The sequence below is a fragment of the Streptomyces sp. GMY02 genome (assembly GCF_019056675.1).
Lineage (GTDB): Bacteria > Actinomycetota > Actinomycetes > Streptomycetales > Streptomycetaceae > Streptomyces > Streptomyces odonnellii.
Map to the genome: position 1 here is coordinate 5,085,717 of NZ_CP077658.1, position 15,515 is coordinate 5,101,231.

At 71.9% G+C, this 15,515-nt stretch carries 12 protein-coding genes and 1 pseudogene; 7 read left to right on the forward strand and 6 right to left on the reverse strand.

All coding sequences use genetic code 11. The features are described from left to right. Positions 1–350 precede the first annotated feature (350 nt). A pseudogene (locus KQY30_RS21575) lies at positions 351–3,736 on the reverse strand (S41 family peptidase); the annotation flags it as partial. Positions 3,737–3,892: 156 nt separating this feature from the next. On the opposite strand from KQY30_RS21575, the gene KQY30_RS21580 reads away from it, so the two are divergent. After that, entirely contained in the window at positions 3,893–4,465 is a 573-nt protein-coding gene (locus tag KQY30_RS21580) for a TetR/AcrR family transcriptional regulator (protein ID WP_217308252.1), read from the forward strand. Between the two features lie 140 nt (positions 4,466–4,605). Further along, on the forward strand, positions 4,606–6,819 hold the full coding sequence (locus tag KQY30_RS21585; RefSeq protein ID WP_217308253.1) for an MMPL family transporter: 2,214 nt from the start codon (positions 4,606–4,608) through the stop codon (positions 6,817–6,819). Between the two features lie 268 nt (positions 6,820–7,087). Here the strand turns inward: KQY30_RS21585 and KQY30_RS21590 are convergent, their stop codons facing one another. After that, a complete protein-coding gene (locus KQY30_RS21590; protein WP_217308254.1) occupies positions 7,088–7,501 on the reverse strand; it encodes an SsgA family sporulation/cell division regulator in 414 nt (137 codons plus the stop codon). 191 nt (positions 7,502–7,692) lie between these two features. Here KQY30_RS21590 and KQY30_RS21595 point away from each other — a divergent pair, with 191 nt between their 5' ends. Genes KQY30_RS21595 through KQY30_RS21610 form a run of 4 tightly spaced genes read left to right on the forward strand, consistent with a single transcriptional unit; the run spans position 7,693 to position 11,672 of the window. Beyond that, on the forward strand, positions 7,693–8,751 hold the full coding sequence (locus KQY30_RS21595; RefSeq protein ID WP_217308255.1) for an energy-coupling factor ABC transporter permease: 1,059 nt from the start codon (positions 7,693–7,695) through the stop codon (positions 8,749–8,751). A 1-nt stretch (position 8,752) separates the two neighbouring features. Continuing rightward, on the forward strand, positions 8,753–9,514 hold the full coding sequence (gene cbiQ, locus KQY30_RS21600; RefSeq protein WP_217308256.1) for a cobalt ECF transporter T component CbiQ: 762 nt from the start codon (positions 8,753–8,755) through the stop codon (positions 9,512–9,514). After that, a complete protein-coding gene (locus KQY30_RS21605) occupies positions 9,511–10,305 on the forward strand; it encodes an energy-coupling factor ABC transporter ATP-binding protein (protein WP_217308257.1) in 795 nt (264 codons plus the stop codon). The genes cbiQ and KQY30_RS21605 overlap by 4 nt, the downstream gene beginning before the upstream one ends. Before the next feature lie 53 nt (positions 10,306–10,358). Beyond that, a complete protein-coding gene (locus tag KQY30_RS21610; RefSeq protein WP_254407264.1) occupies positions 10,359–11,672 on the forward strand; it encodes a serine hydrolase in 1,314 nt (437 codons plus the stop codon). 119 nt (positions 11,673–11,791) lie between these two features. On the opposite strand, the gene KQY30_RS36620 is transcribed toward KQY30_RS21610, so the two are convergent. Together KQY30_RS36620 and KQY30_RS21615 are read right to left on the reverse strand one after the other, a co-directional pair. Beyond that, positions 11,792–12,073 (reverse strand): DUF1259 domain-containing protein, encoded by a 282-nt coding sequence (locus KQY30_RS36620; RefSeq protein WP_254407646.1) that lies wholly within the window; start codon positions 12,071–12,073, stop codon positions 11,792–11,794. Further along, complete coding sequence (locus KQY30_RS21615) at positions 11,971–12,915, reverse strand: DUF1259 domain-containing protein (protein ID WP_254407265.1); 945 nt, start codon at positions 12,913–12,915, stop codon at positions 11,971–11,973. The genes KQY30_RS36620 and KQY30_RS21615 overlap by 103 nt, the downstream gene beginning before the upstream one ends. A gap of 169 nt (positions 12,916–13,084) precedes the next feature. Here KQY30_RS21615 and KQY30_RS21620 point away from each other — a divergent pair, with 169 nt between their 5' ends. Next, entirely contained in the window at positions 13,085–13,855 is a 771-nt protein-coding gene (locus tag KQY30_RS21620; protein ID WP_217308259.1) for an SDR family NAD(P)-dependent oxidoreductase, read from the forward strand. 84 nt (positions 13,856–13,939) lie between these two features. On the opposite strand, the gene KQY30_RS21625 is transcribed toward KQY30_RS21620, so the two are convergent. Both KQY30_RS21625 and KQY30_RS21630 read right to left on the reverse strand, forming a co-directional pair. Further along, positions 13,940–14,815, reverse strand: a complete 876-nt coding sequence (locus KQY30_RS21625; protein ID WP_217308260.1) for a DMT family transporter — start codon at positions 14,813–14,815, stop codon at positions 13,940–13,942. Beyond that, a complete protein-coding gene (locus KQY30_RS21630) occupies positions 14,812–15,318 on the reverse strand; it encodes a YbaK/EbsC family protein (protein ID WP_217308261.1) in 507 nt (168 codons plus the stop codon). The genes KQY30_RS21625 and KQY30_RS21630 overlap by 4 nt, the downstream gene beginning before the upstream one ends. Positions 15,319–15,515: the final 197 nt, after the last annotated feature.

Genomic DNA, 15,515 nt, shown 5'->3' on the forward strand with positions numbered 1-15,515 from the left:
GACAACCAGCGCGACGAGCAGTCGCAGCGCGGGCAGCAGAACCGTCAGGGCCAGCACGGCCAGCAGGGCCAGGGCAGCCAGGGTCAGCAGAACCGCCAGCACGGCCAGCCGGGGCAGCACGGGCAGCAGGGCCAGCGTTCCCCGCAGGGCAATGACCGTGCGCAGGAGGGCCGCGACCCCGGGGCGCGCAGGACGCAGGACGCGCGTGACGAGTTCGACGACCACTTCGACGCCTGATCGAAGCGCTTGAGGGCCTGACAGGAGGCGCACCCGGTTCGCCGGGTGCGCCTTTTGTCCGCCCGCGGGCCGTGCCGCTCGGAAACGGCGACAGCGCTAGTCGGTGGCGCGCGGGGGAGTTTCGGCCGGCGCAGGTCGGGGACGGCCTCGTACCCCGGCGGTGTCGACGCCGGATGCCCGGCCAGCAGATCCAGCGCCACCCACACCGCGTCGTCGAGCTGGGCGTGCCGCCCCTCCGCCCAGTCGAGCGGGGTGCGCAGGGCCTCGATGTCCGGCTCGACGCCGTGGTTCTCTATGGACCAGCCGTACGCGTCGAACCAGGCCGCGTTCATCGGCACCGTGATGACCGTACCGTCGCCGAGGCGGTGGCGGCCGGTGATGCCGACCACCCCGCCCCAGGTCCGCTGGCCCACCACCGGGCCCAGATTGAGCAGCCGGAACGCCGCGGTGATCATGTCGCCGTCGGAGGAGGTCGCCTCGTCGGCGAGCGCGACGACCGGGCCGCGCGGGGCGTTGGAGGCGTACGAGACGGGCTGGGCGTCACGCGTCAGGTCCCAGCCGATGATCCTGCGGGTCAGCTTCTCCACGACCAGCTCACTGATATGGCCGCCCGCGTTGCCCCGTACGTCCACGATCAGCGCGGGACGTGAGACCTCCAGACGCAGGTCGCGGTTGAACTGCGCCCAGCCGGAGCCGCCCATGTCGGGGATGTGCAGATAGCCGCACTTGCCGCCGCTGATCTCCCGTACCACCTCACGGCGTTTGGCCACCCAGTCCTGGTAGCGCAGCGGGCGTTCGTCGATCAGCGGGACGACCGCGACCCGGCGGGGAGCGCTGTCGCGCCCGGCGGGTCTGAAGGTCAGCTCGACCGTGGTGCCTCCGGCGGCGGCCAGCAGCGGATAGGGACCCGCCACCGGGTCGACGGGCCGGCCGTCGACATGGGTGAGGACCGCGCCCGCGCGGATGCCCGTACCGGCCAGCGGGGAGCGGGCCTTGGAGTCCGAGGAGTCGCCCGGCAGGATCCGTTTGATCATCCAGGCGCCGTCCCGGGGGACCAGATTGGCGCCGAGCAGGCCGATCGGGCGCTGGTAGTGCGGCGGGCCCTCGTTGCGGCGGGCGGGGGTGACATAGGCATGGGAGGTGCCCAGCTCGCCGAGGACCTCGCGGAGCAGATCCGCGAACTCGTCGGGGGAGGCGACCCGTTCGACCAGCGGACGGTATTGGGCGAGGACCCCGTCCCAGTCGATGCCGCACATCCGCGGCTCCCAGAAGTACGCGCGGATCAACCGCCCCGCCTCCTCGAAGGCCTGGCGCCACTCGGCGCCCGGATCGACGTCGTGCAGTATGCGGCGCAGATCGAGCAGGACCGTCGAGTCGCCGTCACCGGGCTCGGTGGCGGGTACGGCGCGCAGCTCGCCGTCGTCCACGACCACCAGCCTGCTGCCGTCGCCGCTGACCGCGAACCAGTCCAGATGGCCCACGAGTTCGCTCTTACGGGCCTTCGCGATGTCGAAGTGTTCGAGGGTGGGGCGGCCCGACATGTCCGCGGGGTTGGCGAAGGTCTCGCCGAGCGCGCCGGAGATCGGCCAGCGCAGCCAGACCAGACCGCCGCCGCTGACCGGGTGCAGCGCCGAGTACTTGGACGCGGTGACCGGGAAGGGGGTGACCCGGTCGGCCAGGCCTTCGACCTCGACCGTGACCGTCCCGCCCCCGGCGCCCGTCTGTGCCGCTGCCTCCTCCGGCTCGCTGTCCAGCGGATCGAGCCCGCCCGCCGCGGGCCGGCCGTCCGGCGACAGCGCGAAGGGCGACGGGGTCGCGGAGGACAGCGGTACGAGATAGGGGCGGCAGCCCAGCGGGAAGGAGAGGTCGCCGGTGTGCACGTCGTACACCGGGTCGAAGCCGCGCCAGGACAGGAAGGCGAGATAGCGGCCGTCGCTGGTGAAGACCGGATTCTCGTCCTCGAAGCGGCCGTTGGTGACATCGACGACCGTACGCGCGAAGCTGCCGGAGATCTTGGCGAGCTTGATCTGGCGCAGGGAGCGGCCGATACCGGGATGGGACCAGGTGAGCCAGCCGCCGTCGGGGGAGAAGGCCAGGTCGGCGACGGGGCCGTTGACGGAGTGGATGAGTTCGGTGACGGTGGCGGGAGTGTCCTTGGCGGTCTCGCCCGGAGCCCCGTCGGCGGACCCGGCCGGTCCGGGACGCGCCGCCGGTTCGGCGGGCTCCTCCGGTATGTCCTCCGTGTCCTCCGGGACATCGATCAGCAGCAGCCGGCCGTCGTGCGAGGCGATCGCTATCCGCTCGCCCTCCGGGTCGGCGACCATCTCCCGGACCCGGCCGAGCCGGCCCGACGCCAGCCGGAGCGGCTCCCGGTCGCCGCTCGCACGCGGCAGATACGCGATCTCTATGGCGTCCTCGCCGTCCGCGTCGGTGATGTACGCGACCTTGCCGCCGCTGCCGAGCATCTCGGGGAGCCGTACCCGTACGCCATGGGTGTCGGCGATCGTACGGGCCGGGCCGTCGCGGTGCGTGAGCCAGTACAGGCTGCCGCGTACGGACACGGCGCTTGCCCGGCCCGTGGTGTCCACGGAGATCCCGTTGACATGGCTGGCGGCGGGGACCTGGTAGGGGCGCCGTCCCGCGCGCTGCCCGCCGAGCCGTACGTCCAGCCTGCGCGGCACCGAGCCGGCGGTCAGGTCGTCGACCAGCCAGAGTTCGCCCGCGCACTGGTAGACGACCCGGCGGCCGTCGGAGGAGGCGTGGCGGGCGTAGAAGGCGTCGTGGTCGGTGTGGCGCAGCAGACCGGTGCCGTCGGGGAGGCAGGAGTACAGATTGCCGATGCCCTCGTGGTCGGAGAGGAACGCGATGCGTCCGCCGACGAACATCGGGCAGTCGAGGTGGCCCCCGAGGTCCGGGAGCAGCCGCTTGCCGTGCAGCCAGAGCCGTCCCATGGCCCCGCCGCGGTAGCGCTTCCAGGCGGCCGGCTCGTGCGGGGGTTTGCCGGTGAGCAGGAGCGTACGGTGCTCGCCGCTGATGTCCGCGACGGCGATGTCGTTGACCGGGCCCCAGGGCAGCGCACCGCCGGGGGAACCGTCGGTGGGCAGGCTGTAGGCCCAGGCGAAGTAGGAGAAAGGCTGGCCGTGCGAGGAGACCGCGAGGATCTGGGGCTCGCCGCCGGTGCCCGGGGCGGGGGTGTCCAGCCGCAGACGCGGGTGTCGGTGGCGCCCCAGTAGGTCAGCCGGCGGGCCGGGCCGCCGTCCACCGGGGCGAGATGGATCTCGGGATCGAGGCTGCGCCAGGTCGTATAGGCGATGTGGCGGCCGTCGGGCGAGAAGCGGGGATGACCGACTCTGGTCCGGTCGACGGTCAGCCGCCAGGCGCGTTCGGGCCGGTGCCCGGCCGGCACGAGGGGCGCGACCCAGAGGTCGTCCTCGGCGGCGAAGCACAGCAAGTCGTCGTGGAGGTGCGGGAAGCGTAGATACGCGACGTCGTCACTCACCCCCCAATGCTGCCCTTTTTGAGCGCGAAGCGCCTCTGACAGGTGTTATGCGGCCACTGGACAGGTGTGGTGCAAGCCACAAGCGAAACGGGGTCGTTTCGCTTGGCGGCCGGGTTATCTTCGTACTGTACGAAACCGTTTCGTTCGGAGGTTGGCATGGCACGCAGCAGGCTCACGCCGGAGCGCGAGGCCGAGCTGTACGGTGCCGTGCTCGATCTGCTGCGCGAGGTCGGTTATGACGCCCTCACCATGGACGCCATCGCCGCCCGTACCCGGTCCAGCAAGGCGACCCTCTACCGCCAGTGGGGGAGCAAGCCCGAGCTGGTCGTCCGGGCGATGCGGTACAACAAACCCGTCCACACCGACCAGATCGACACCGGCTCGCTGCGCGGCGACTTCCATGCGATCGTGGGCCGCACCGACGACTGCCGGGTGGAGAAGGACTCCGCGCTGATGCGGGGCCTGATGCATGCCGTCCATGACAATCCCGACCTCTACCAGGCGTTCCACGAGCTGCTGATCGAGCCCGAGATGCAGGGGCTCCAGGAACTGCTCCAGCGCGCGGTGGACCGCGGCGAAGTGGCCGCGGACAATCCGGCGCTGCAATACATCATGCACATGCTGGTCGGCGCCTTTGTGGCCCGCCAGTTGATCGAGGACCGGTTGGTCGACCGCGCTTTCCTCGCCTCCTATTTCGACGCCGTGGTCCTCCCCGCGCTCGGCGTCTGACCACCCCCCCGCAGTCCCCAGTCCCCTCCGCCTCGGCGGGACTCTCCCCAGCAGTACCCCTGTACCTGACGCGTGCCGCTCTCTCGTCGTCGGGCCGGCTCCCCATGCCCTTTCCGTCGACAGACCGGGAGTACGCCCTCGTGGCCACGTTCCTCTACAAGATCGGAAGGCTCGCCTTCCGGCGCCGCCGTTTCGTCGCCCTGCTGTGGGTGGCCCTGCTGGCGCTCGCCGGGGTCGGCGCGGCCTCCGCGTCCGCCCCCGCGGCCAGTTCCTTCTCCATTCCGGGAACGGAGGCCCAGAAGGCCTTCGACCTGCTTGAACAGCGCTTCCCAGGAGCGAGCGCCGATGGCGCGACCGCCCGGGTCGTCTTCAAGGCGCCCGCGGGCGAGAAGATGACCGACGCCGCCAACAAGGCCGAGGTCCGCTCGGTCGTGGACGAGCTGTCCGCGGGCTCGCCGCAGGTCTCCTCGGTGTCCGACCCGTACACCGCCAACGCCGTCTCCAAGGACGGTACGACGGCCTACGTCTCGGTCGCGTACAAGGTCAGCGGGATGGAGCTGACCGACGAGACCCGCGGCGCGCTCGAAGAGACGGGTGCGGACGCGCGGGCGCAGGGGCTGTCGGTGGAGATCGGCGGAGACGCGCTCCAGGCGGCACCTGAGACCGGGGCCACCGAGATCATCGGGGTGGCCGTCGCCGCGGTGGTGCTCGTGATCACCTTCGGATCGCTGATCGCGGCCGGGCTTCCGCTGCTCACCGCGCTGATCGGGGTCGGTGTCGGGATCTCCACGATCACCGCGCTCGCCAATGTCCTGGACCTGGGCTCCACCACCTCCACCCTGGCGATGATGATCGGCCTCGCGGTCGGAATCGACTACGCGCTGTTCATCGTGTCCCGCTACCGGGCCGAGCTGACCGAGGGACGCGAACGGGAGGAGGCCGCCGGGAGGGCGGTCGGCACCGCCGGGTCCGCGGTGGTCTTCGCCGGGCTGACGGTCGTCGTCGCGCTGGTCGGGCTGGCCGTGGTCAATATCCCGATGCTCACCAAGATGGGCTTCGCCGCCGCCGGTACGGTCGTGATCGCCGTCCTCATCGCGCTCACCCTCATCCCGGCGCTGCTCGGTTTCGCGGGCAAGCGGGTGCACGGCCGTAAGGCCCGTACCGCGCTGGAGAACGGTACGCACCACCACAAGGCCAACATGGGCACCCGCTGGGCGCGGTTCGTGCTGCGCCGGCCGGTCGCCGTCCTGGTCACGGCGGTCGTGGGGCTGGGAGCGATCGCCGTTCCCGCCGCGTCGCTGGAGCTGGGCCTGCCCGACGACGGGTCGCAGCCGGTGAGCACCACCCAGCGCAAGGCGTACGACCTGCTGTCCGACGGCTTCGGCCCCGGCTTCAACGGGCCGCTGATGGTCGTGGTGGACGGCAAGGCCAATGACAACGCCAAGGCCGCGGCCACCGAGGTCGCGGACACCGTACGGGAGATGGACGGGGTGGCCGCCGTCACCCCGTCCACGGTCAACAAGGCGGGCGACACCGCGACCATCACGGTGATCCCCGAGGACCGCCCGTCCTCGGTCGACACCGAGAACCTGGTCCACTCCATCCGTGACACCGGCGGGGAGATCAAGGCGGACAACGGCGCCGAGGTCCTGGTCACCGGTGCCACGGCGATGAACATCGACTTCTCGGAGAAGATGAACGCGGCGCTGGTCCCGTATCTGGCGCTGGTCGTCGGGCTGGCCTTCCTGCTGCTGATGCTGGTCTTCCGGTCCGTACTCGTACCGCTGAAGGCGGCCCTCGGCTTCCTGCTCTCCGTCGTCGCGGCGCTCGGCGCGGTGGTCGCGGTCTTCCAGTGGGGCTGGCTGGGGAGCCTGTTCGGGGTCGAGCAGACCGGGCCCGTGATGTCGATGATGCCGATCTTCATGGTGGGCGTGGTGTTCGGCCTGGCCATGGACTACGAGGTGTTCCTGGTCACGCGGATGCGCGAGGCGTACGTCCACGGGGAGCGGCCCGGTGAGGCGGTCGTCACCGGCTTCCGGCACGGGGCGCGGGTCGTCTCGGCCGCGGCGGTGATCATGATCGCGGTCTTCGCGGGCTTCATCGGCTCCAGCGAGGCGATGATCAAGATGATCGGCTTCGGGCTGGCGATCGCCGTCTTCTTCGACGCCTTCGTGGTGCGGATGGCGATCGTGCCCGCGGTGCTCGCGCTGCTCGGCAGGAAGGCCTGGTGGCTGCCGCGCTGGCTGGACCGGGTGCTGCCCAACGTGGACGTGGAGGGTGAGGCGCTGCGCAAGCGGCTGGAGACGGCGCCGGAGGGCGGTCCCGAGCCGGAGCGCGAACTGGTGGGTGTCTGAGCCGGTATCCGACGGCTGGGACAGGGCCCAGCCCGAGGCACGGTTCTCCGGGGGCGCTGGAGAACACGCCTCACCTGAAGACGCCGGGGCCGACGCGTGAGCGGCGCGCGGACCCGGTACGCGCCGGCAGCCGTGGGGACGGGAGCCGGAGCGGTGCACGCGGCCCGGTCGCACACCTCTGGGAGGTGCGGGACCGGGCCGCCGTGCTGTGCGTGCCGGTGTCGGCCGCGACGCGCGCGCCAATACGCGCCGGTGTCCGGGCGCGGGCTCAGGTCCGGTGGAGGAGCCTGCCCAGCTCGTTCTCCACCTGGACGTCGTGCCGCTCCTCGCCCGCGGGCACCATCGCGTACGAACTCTTCAGGAACCGGCGCAGCGGCATGGCGTCGAACTGCACCATCGCCACCCCCTCCGGCGAGTGGAATTCGAGGATGGTCTGAGCCCGGCCGCAGGGCCACACCTGTACGTCGCCGGTCCCCGAGGGCATGCGCAGCCCCTGGTCGAGGAGGTCGCGCGCGAACGCCCACACCACCTCTTTGCCGTCGAGGGAGACCGTGGCGGGGAAGACGATGCGCATGGCGAGTGGATCGGCACCGTCATAGCGGAGGGTGACGGAGACGGCCTTGGAGTGGGGGGCGTCCGTGATGAGACGGCACTTTGCGGGCTGCTCGACGACGGGTGACATCGGCTGTCTCCTCTGCGGCTCATGCTGCTCGACTGCTCGTGCTGCGCACAGGACATTTAGTACTTAATTGTACAAACATTCTGAATTAGTCCGCAGTTTTACCGTCGGCTCATTCGGCGAGCACTAGTGCGGCAACTCGCGTACAACCTGCTCTTGCGAACTGTTCGCAACAGGTGCCTACTATCACGTCCATGCATGTACCTGATGGATTCATCGATGTCCCCGTCTCCGTCGCCACCGGTGTCGTCGCCGCGGGCGCCGTGGCCGTCAGTCTGCGTGGCGCGCGCCGTGAGCTGGACGAGCGCACCGCGCCGCTCGCCGGACTGGTCGCCGCCTTCATCTTCGCCGTACAGATGCTCAACTTCCCCGTGGCGGCCGGGACGAGCGGCCATCTGCTGGGCGGGGCGCTGGCGGCGATACTCGTCGGCCCCTATACCGGCGTCCTCTGTATCTCCGTCGTCCTGCTGATGCAGGGCATCCTCTTCGCGGACGGCGGGCTCACCGCGCTCGGCGTGAACATCACGGACATGGCCGTGGTGACCACCGTCGTCGCGTACGCGCTCTTCCGCGGCCTGGTCAAGGTGCTGCCCCGCACCCGCCGCTCGGTGACCATCTCCTCCTTCGCCGCCGCGCTGGTGTCCGTACCGGCCGCGGCCCTCGCCTTCACCGCCCTCTACGCCGTCGGCGGGACGACGGACGTACCGCTCGGCAAGGTGCTGACCGCGATGGTCGGCGTCCATGTGCTCATCGGGATCGGCGAGGCCGCGATCACCGCGCTGACGGTCGGCGCGGTCATCGCCGTACGGCCCGACCTGGTGTACGGCGCGCGGGGGCTGTCCGCGCCGCTGAAGCTGCGGGTGGGCGGGGAACTGGTCGACGCGGCGCCCGCCGCCCCGGCCCCGGTCGCCGCCCGCTCGGGCGCCTCGCCCCGTACGCTCTGGGCCACCGGCCTGGTCACCGCCCTCGTGCTGGCCGGCTTCGTCTCCTTCTACGCCTCCGCCAGCCCCGACGGCCTGGAGAAGGTCGCCGCGGACCACGGCATCGACAAGAAGACCGAGGAGCACGCCACGGCCGACTCGCCGCTCGCCGACTACGGGGTCAAGGACATCTCCGACGCCCGGATCTCCGGCGGTCTCGCCGGGGTGATCGGGGTCGGCGCCACGGTGGCCGTGGGCAGCGGGATCTTCTGGACGGTACGCCGCCGCCGTACCGCCGCCGGTGCCGGCACCGTACCGGCGGGGAACGCCTGACATGGGCGCGGGCCATGCCCACAAGCTCTACCGGCACGGGCACTCCCCCGTCCATGAACTGCCCCCGCACTGCAAGCTCGCCGCGGTCTTCTGCTTCGTCATCGTGGTGGTCTCCACCCCGCGCGAGGCGGTCTGGTCCTTCGCGCTGTACGGGGTGCTGCTCGCGGCGGTCGCGTCGGTGGCCCGGATCCCCGTCGGGTTCCTGCTGCGCCGGCTGCTGATCGAGATCCCGTTCGTGGCCTTCGCGCTGCTGATGCCGTTCGTGGTGCCGGGCCATCAAGTCCGGTACCTGGGGCTGTCGTTGAGCGTGCCCGGACTCTGGGGCGCCTGGAACGTGCTGGCCAAGGGGACGCTGGGGGTCGGTGCCTCCGTGATCCTCGCCTCCACCACCGAACTGCGCTCGCTGCTGCTCGGCCTCCAGCGGCTGCGGCTGCCGTCCCTGCTCGTACAGATCGCGTCCTTCATGATCCGGTACGGCGATGTCATCACCGACGAGATGCGCCGGATGTCGATCGCCCGGCGCTCGCGCGGCTTCGAGGCGCGGGGCGTACGGCACTGGGGCGTCCTCGCCAAGTCGGCGGACGCGCTCTTCATCCGTTCCTACGAGCGGGGCGAGCGGGTCCATCTGGCGATGGTGAGCCGGGGGTACGCGGGCACCATGCCGGTCATCGACGAGGTGACCGCGTCCCGGGCGCAGTGGACGCGTGCGGCGGCCCTCCCGCTGTCGGCGCTCGCGGTGTGTCTGCTTGGCTGGACCCTATGACCGTATCCTCCGTTTCTCCCGCAGAACCGGCGCCGCCGCCGTCCCTTGAGGTCAGCGGGCTCGCGTACGCCTATCCGGACGGGCATCAGGCCCTCTTCGGTGTCGATCTGACCGTCGGGCGCGGCGAGCGGGTGGCGCTGCTCGGCCCCAACGGCGCCGGAAAGACCACCCTCGTCCTCCACCTCAACGGGATCCTCACCGCCGGGGCCGGCACCGTCGCGGTCGCCGGGCTGCCGGTCGCCAAGCGGAATCTGGGCGAGATCCGGCGCCGCGTCGGCATCGTCTTCCAGGACCCGGACGACCAGCTCTTCATGCCGACGGTGCGGGAGGACGTGGCGTTCGGCCCGGCCGCCGCCGGGCTGCGCGGGTCCGAGCTGGACGCGCGCGTCGTCACCGCGCTCGGCCAGGTCGGGATGTCGGAGTACGCGGACCGGCCGCCGCACCATCTCTCCTTCGGGCAGCGGCGCCGGGTGGCCGTCGCGACCGTGCTGGCGATGCATCCGGAGATCCTGGTCCTCGACGAGCCCTCGTCCAATCTGGACCCGGCGTCCCGGCGTGAACTGGCGGACATCCTGCGCATGCTGGACATCACCGTGCTCATGGTCACGCACGATCTGCCGTACGCGCTCGAACTCTGCCCGCGCGCGGTGATCCTCAGCCAGGGCGTCATCGTGGCTGACGGGCCGACCGGGAGTCTGCTCGGCGACCAGGACCTGATGGCGGCCCACCGGCTGGAGCTGCCCTTCGGATTCGACCCGCGTTCCGTGTCGCCGGGGCACGTTGCACCATAGAGGGGGTCGCGCCGCAGGGGCGTGGCGGTATGCGGTGCGACGGGGTGGATGGCGTGGGCGTGGACGTCCAGGGCACGGTGGCGGCGGGCTTCGAGCCGGTCAGGGACGCTTTCGTACGGAACTTCGAGCGGCTCGGCGAACAGGGCGCGGCGGTCGCCGTGTTCCAGGACGGGCGGAAGGTCGTCGACCTGTGGGCGGGGACACGGGACGTCGACGGAGCGAGGCCACGGGACGCGGACGGAGCGGCGGTGCCGGACCCGGCCGCGGACCGGGCGCCGGGGGCCGGTGCGGGTTCCGGCCCGGGGACCGTGCAGGGCTTTCCGGGTGCCGCCACCGAACGGGCGCCGGGGGCCGCGCCCTGGGCCGTGGACACCGCCCAGATCGTGCGCTCGGCGACCAAGGGGGTCACCGCCGCCGTACCCCTCCTGCTCCACCAGCGCGGCCAGATCGATCTCGACGCCCCGGTCGGCACCTACTGGCCGGAGTTCAAGGCCGCGGGCAAGGAGCGGGTGCTCGTACGGCATCTCCTCTCGCACCGCGCCGGGGTGCCCGTACTCGACCGGCCGCTGACCCCGGCCGAGGCGCTCGACGGGGAGTCGGGGGCGCGGGCGATGGCCGCCCAGCGGCCCGTCTGGGAGCCGGGCACCGACCACGGCTACCACGCGCACACCTATAGCTGGCTGATCGCCGAACTGGTCAGGCGGGTGACCGGCCGGGGCGTCGGCCGGTGGATCGCCGAGGAGATCGCCCGGCCGCTGGGGCTGGACTTCTGGGTCGGGCTGCCCGCCGAGGAGGCACACCGGGTCGGCCGGATCGGACGGCTGGGCGAGCCGACCGCCGTCGGGGGCGAGCTGCGGCTGCGGCCGAAGCGGTCGGTCTCGGAGGCGTACCGCGACTCGGGATCGCTCACCCGGCGCGCCTTCGGGGTGATCGACCCGCGGCCCGACGAGAACGACCCGGCGTACCGGGCCGCCGTACTCCCCGGCTCGGGCGGTATCTCCACGGCGCGGGCGCTGGCCCGTTGCTACGCCGCGATGATCGGGCCCGTCGACGGGCACCGGCTGTTCGCGCCCGCCACGCTGACCCTCGCGCGTACGGAGGAGTCGGCGGGCCCGGACCGGGTCCTGGTCGTCTCCACCCGCTTCGGCCTGGGCTTCATGCTGCACGGCCCGGCGGCGCCGCTGCTCGGTCCCGGCTCCTTCGGACACCCCGGGCGCGGCGGCTCGCTGGGGTTCGCGGACCCCGAGTCGGGGATCGCGTTCGGCTATGTGACAAACGGGATGCGCAAGGGGGTCACGGCGGACCCCCGCGCACAGGCGCTGGTACGGGCGGTGCGGTCCGTACCGTCGGTGGCGTCGGCGCTCTGAGGACGGTCGCGGCGCGCTTGGCCGGCGTCGTGGGTGGTCGCGTCGCTGCCGTAGGTGGTACGTGGTTCCGCCGGTGTCGTGCGTGGTCGCGCCGGTGCCGTACGGTCGCGTTGCTCGCGTTACTCGCGCTCCGAGTTGACCGGGACCACATTGGTGACGTCCAGCGCGGGGCGCAGGGCCCTGGCGAGCTTGACGGCGTCGTCCACGGCCCACAAGTGGGTGAAGAACAGACGCGGTTCCTCGTACAGGCCGTGGTTGTGCACCTCGACGAGCTGGATCCCGCCCTTGCGCAGGATCGTCAGGACCTCCTGGACCTCGTCGGCGACCATGGCGAAGTCGCCGTTGAGCGCGGCCCGGCCGCGCCCCAGGGGCTGGAAGTTGAAGGCCGAGGTCGCGCCCAGACCGGGGGCAGCAACCGGCCACGCTCGATGATGGGCTCGCGGCGGGCGAAGATGCACTTGTAGATCCCGCCGTCGTTGGAACCCTTGACCCCCAGCACCTTCTCGACCTCCGGGACGTCCAGATCGGGGCGCGGCGGTGTGCCCGGCGGCCTGCCCGGTGCCCTGGCGGGCGGGCTCGCCGTCCGGTCCATCGCCACCCGAAGACCGCGGGCGAGCTCCGCCACGTCGTGTCCGTGCCCGTGGATGTGGCACCACCAGACGTCGGGGGAGTGGGAGAGCAGGTGCTTGTGCAGGGCGGTCACGGCGATGCCGTGCTGCGTCAAGGCGTCCAGCACGCCCTGGAGTTCCTTCTCGGTGACATTCAGATCACCCATGACCAGGTGGCTGTGGTCGGCGTACCGGACGAAGCCCATGTGCGAACCCAGGGCGAGTCCGGGGCTGACCTTGACCCCGTACGAGACCACCTTCAGGTCGCTGCGCGGGAACCGGGTGTGGTAGAAGACGCCGCGTACGAGTTCGCCCGTGCGGCCGAGCGCGTCGGACACGCCCTTCCAGTCCGCCAGCGTGGTGGGCACCGGTTTGAGGAGTTCCTTTCCGCCGTCTCCGTCCCCGTCGTCGTCCCCGTCCCCGTCCCCGCCGTTCTCCCCGGGGACCGCGGTCACTTTCGCCGCCTCGGCCCTCTTGGGGGGCTCGGTGAGGGCGATGACGGTTCCCGCCCCGGCCAGTACCGGAGCCAGTGCGGCCGCGATCACGAGGCGCCGGCGCGGCGGGGTGGCCGCGTCATCGGCGCGCGTACCGGTATCGGTGCGTCTGTCGGGTTCATACCGCGATTCTCGGCTCATCACATTTGCACCTCCGTGACGAGATGAAAGCATGATCCGCCGGAGCGCGCGATCCATGGAACGGCGCTTGGGGGAGGAGGGGGACGGAGCCCGGGGCACGGGAGTTCGGCCGGGGCGGACCGGCCGTCGGACCCTGGTGCGGGCGGTGCGCCGGCGACATGATCGCCCGATGAGACGTTTCGAGGGATACGGCGTACTGATCACCGGAGCGGGCCGCGGCATCGGCGAGGCCACCGCGCGCCGGCTGGCCCAGGAGGGAGCGCGCGTCCTGGTCACCGACCTGGACGAGGAACGGGCGGCGCGGGCGGCCGGGGCCATCCCGGGCGCCGTACCGTACGGCTGCGACGTGGCCGACCGTACCTCCGTGGACGCGGCCGTCGCGTACGCCGTCGAGCGCTTCGGCGCGCTGGACGTCCTGGTCAACAACGCCTACTCGTGCGCGCTGGACGCCCCGCTCTTCGAGGACGAGCCGGACGAGTCCTGGGCACGGGATCTGGACATCACCCTGACGGGCGCGTTCCGCTGCGCCCGCGCGGCGCTTCCGCACCTGGTGGCGTCGGGCCGGGGCGCGATCGTCACGATCGGTTCCGTCAACGGCGAGCAGGACTTCGGCAACCACGCCTACAGCGCCGCCAAGGCGGGCCTCGCCGCGCTCACCCGTACCCTCTCCGGCCATGCGGCCCGACGGGGCGTCCGCGTCAACCTCGTGGCCCCCGGAACGATTCACACAGACGCCTGGGCGGGCCGCGAGGAACGCCTCGAACGCGCGGCGGCCCACTACCCGATGGGCAGGGTCGGCACCCCGGACGACGTGGCGTCGGCGGTCGCGTTCCTGGCGTCGGCGGACTCCGCGTGGATCACGGGGGTGACACTCCCGGTGGACGGCGGGCTGCTGACGAGCAATGTGGGACTGAGACGGGCACTGGGCGCGGAGGTATGAGGGGCGAGTAGCGAGGAGCGCACGTACGGGTACGTGCCGCCGCGCCCGGTCGGGTCGGCCGGGCGCGGCTCGCGCGCCCGGCCCTCAGTCGGCAAGCAGCATCAGGCCGATGCCCACCACCATCAGGCCCGCCGCCGCGATCCTGGGGGTGCCGAAGCGTTCCTTGAAGAAGACCGTCCCGATGGCCGCGCCCACGATGATGGAGGATTCGCGCAGTGCCGCGACCGGGGCGAGAGGCGCGCGGGTCTGAGCCCACAGGACCAGACCGTAGGCCAGCATGGAGAGGGCCGCGCCGAGAAGGCCGAGAAGGGCGTGGGGGCGGAGTTGGGTGAGGAGCAGGGCGCGGCGGGTGTACACGGCGTACGCCGGGATCAGCAGGCCCTCCAGCACCATCAGCCAGGCGATGTAGCCGATCGGTGAGCCCGCGTTCCGTACGCCCACGCCGTCCACGACCGTGTACAGGGCGATGGACAGGCCTGTCGCGAGAGCGGCCAGCACCGCGGACCAGTCGGGTCCGGTCCGGGGGACCCCCGTGCGACCGCCGTACGACCCCCGTATCCCCCAGAGCGCGAGGCCCAGCAGCCCCGCCGAGGCGACCGCGACGCCCGTCGCCTGCCAGACGTCCAGCGACTCGCCGACGAACACCGCCGCCAGCACGGTGACCACCAGGGGCGCCGTGCCCCGCGCGATCGGATACATCTGGCCGAAGTCCCCGAGGCTGAACGACCGCATCAGCAGGAGCAGATAGCCGACATGCAGCAGCGCCGAGACGATCAGATACGGCCAGGCCGCCGCGTCCGGCAGTGGCGCGAAGCACGCGACGACCGCACCGAGCACCGTCGCGCCCCCGGCGATCAGGGTGCAGGCGACGAGCTGGTCCTTCATGGAATGCGCGATGGCGTTCCAGCTCGCGTGGGTGAGGGCGGAGACCAGGACCGCGACGGCGACGAGCGGTGTCACGCCTCGCGCTCGCGTACGTCCACGAGAGTGCCGCCCGCGTGCGTGACCAGGGACACCGGGTCCATGGGGAACACCGTGTGCGGGGTGCCCGCCGCCGCCCACACCACGGCGTGTGCCAGCAGCCCCCGGTCGGCGAGCACACGGGTCTTCGTACGGTGGCCGAAGGGCGGGACGCCGCCGATTGCGTATCCGGTGGTCTCCCGTACGGCGTCGGCGCCGGCCCGCTTCACGCCGGCCGCTCCCAACTCCCGCCGTACCCGCTCCACATCGACCCGTGAGGCGCCGTCCACCAGGACCACTACGGGTACCCCGTCGGCATCGAAGACCAGCGACTTGACGATCTCGCCGAGACCGCAGCCGATCGCGGCGGCGGCCTCAGCGGCGGTACGGGTGGCATCGGGGAAGCGGCGGATCCGCGTTGTGACTTCGTCCAGGCCCAACTCGCCCAGGGCTTTGGCGAACCGGGGGTGTGCGGCTGACGGATCGGTGCCGGGAGTGCTCATGCGCCGCACGCTAGCGGTCACGGTACGCCCCGTACCACCGCCTTTACCCGGAGACGGGGGCGAGGCGCGGTGCCGGGGCACGCGGCGCCACCGTGCGGGCGACCACGGAGGCGACGGGCGCCGCCACTGCCGACTCCGTGCCGCCGCGCCCGGTCGGGTCGGCCGGGCGCGGCGGGTGTGGCGCTGAACGCGGGGCG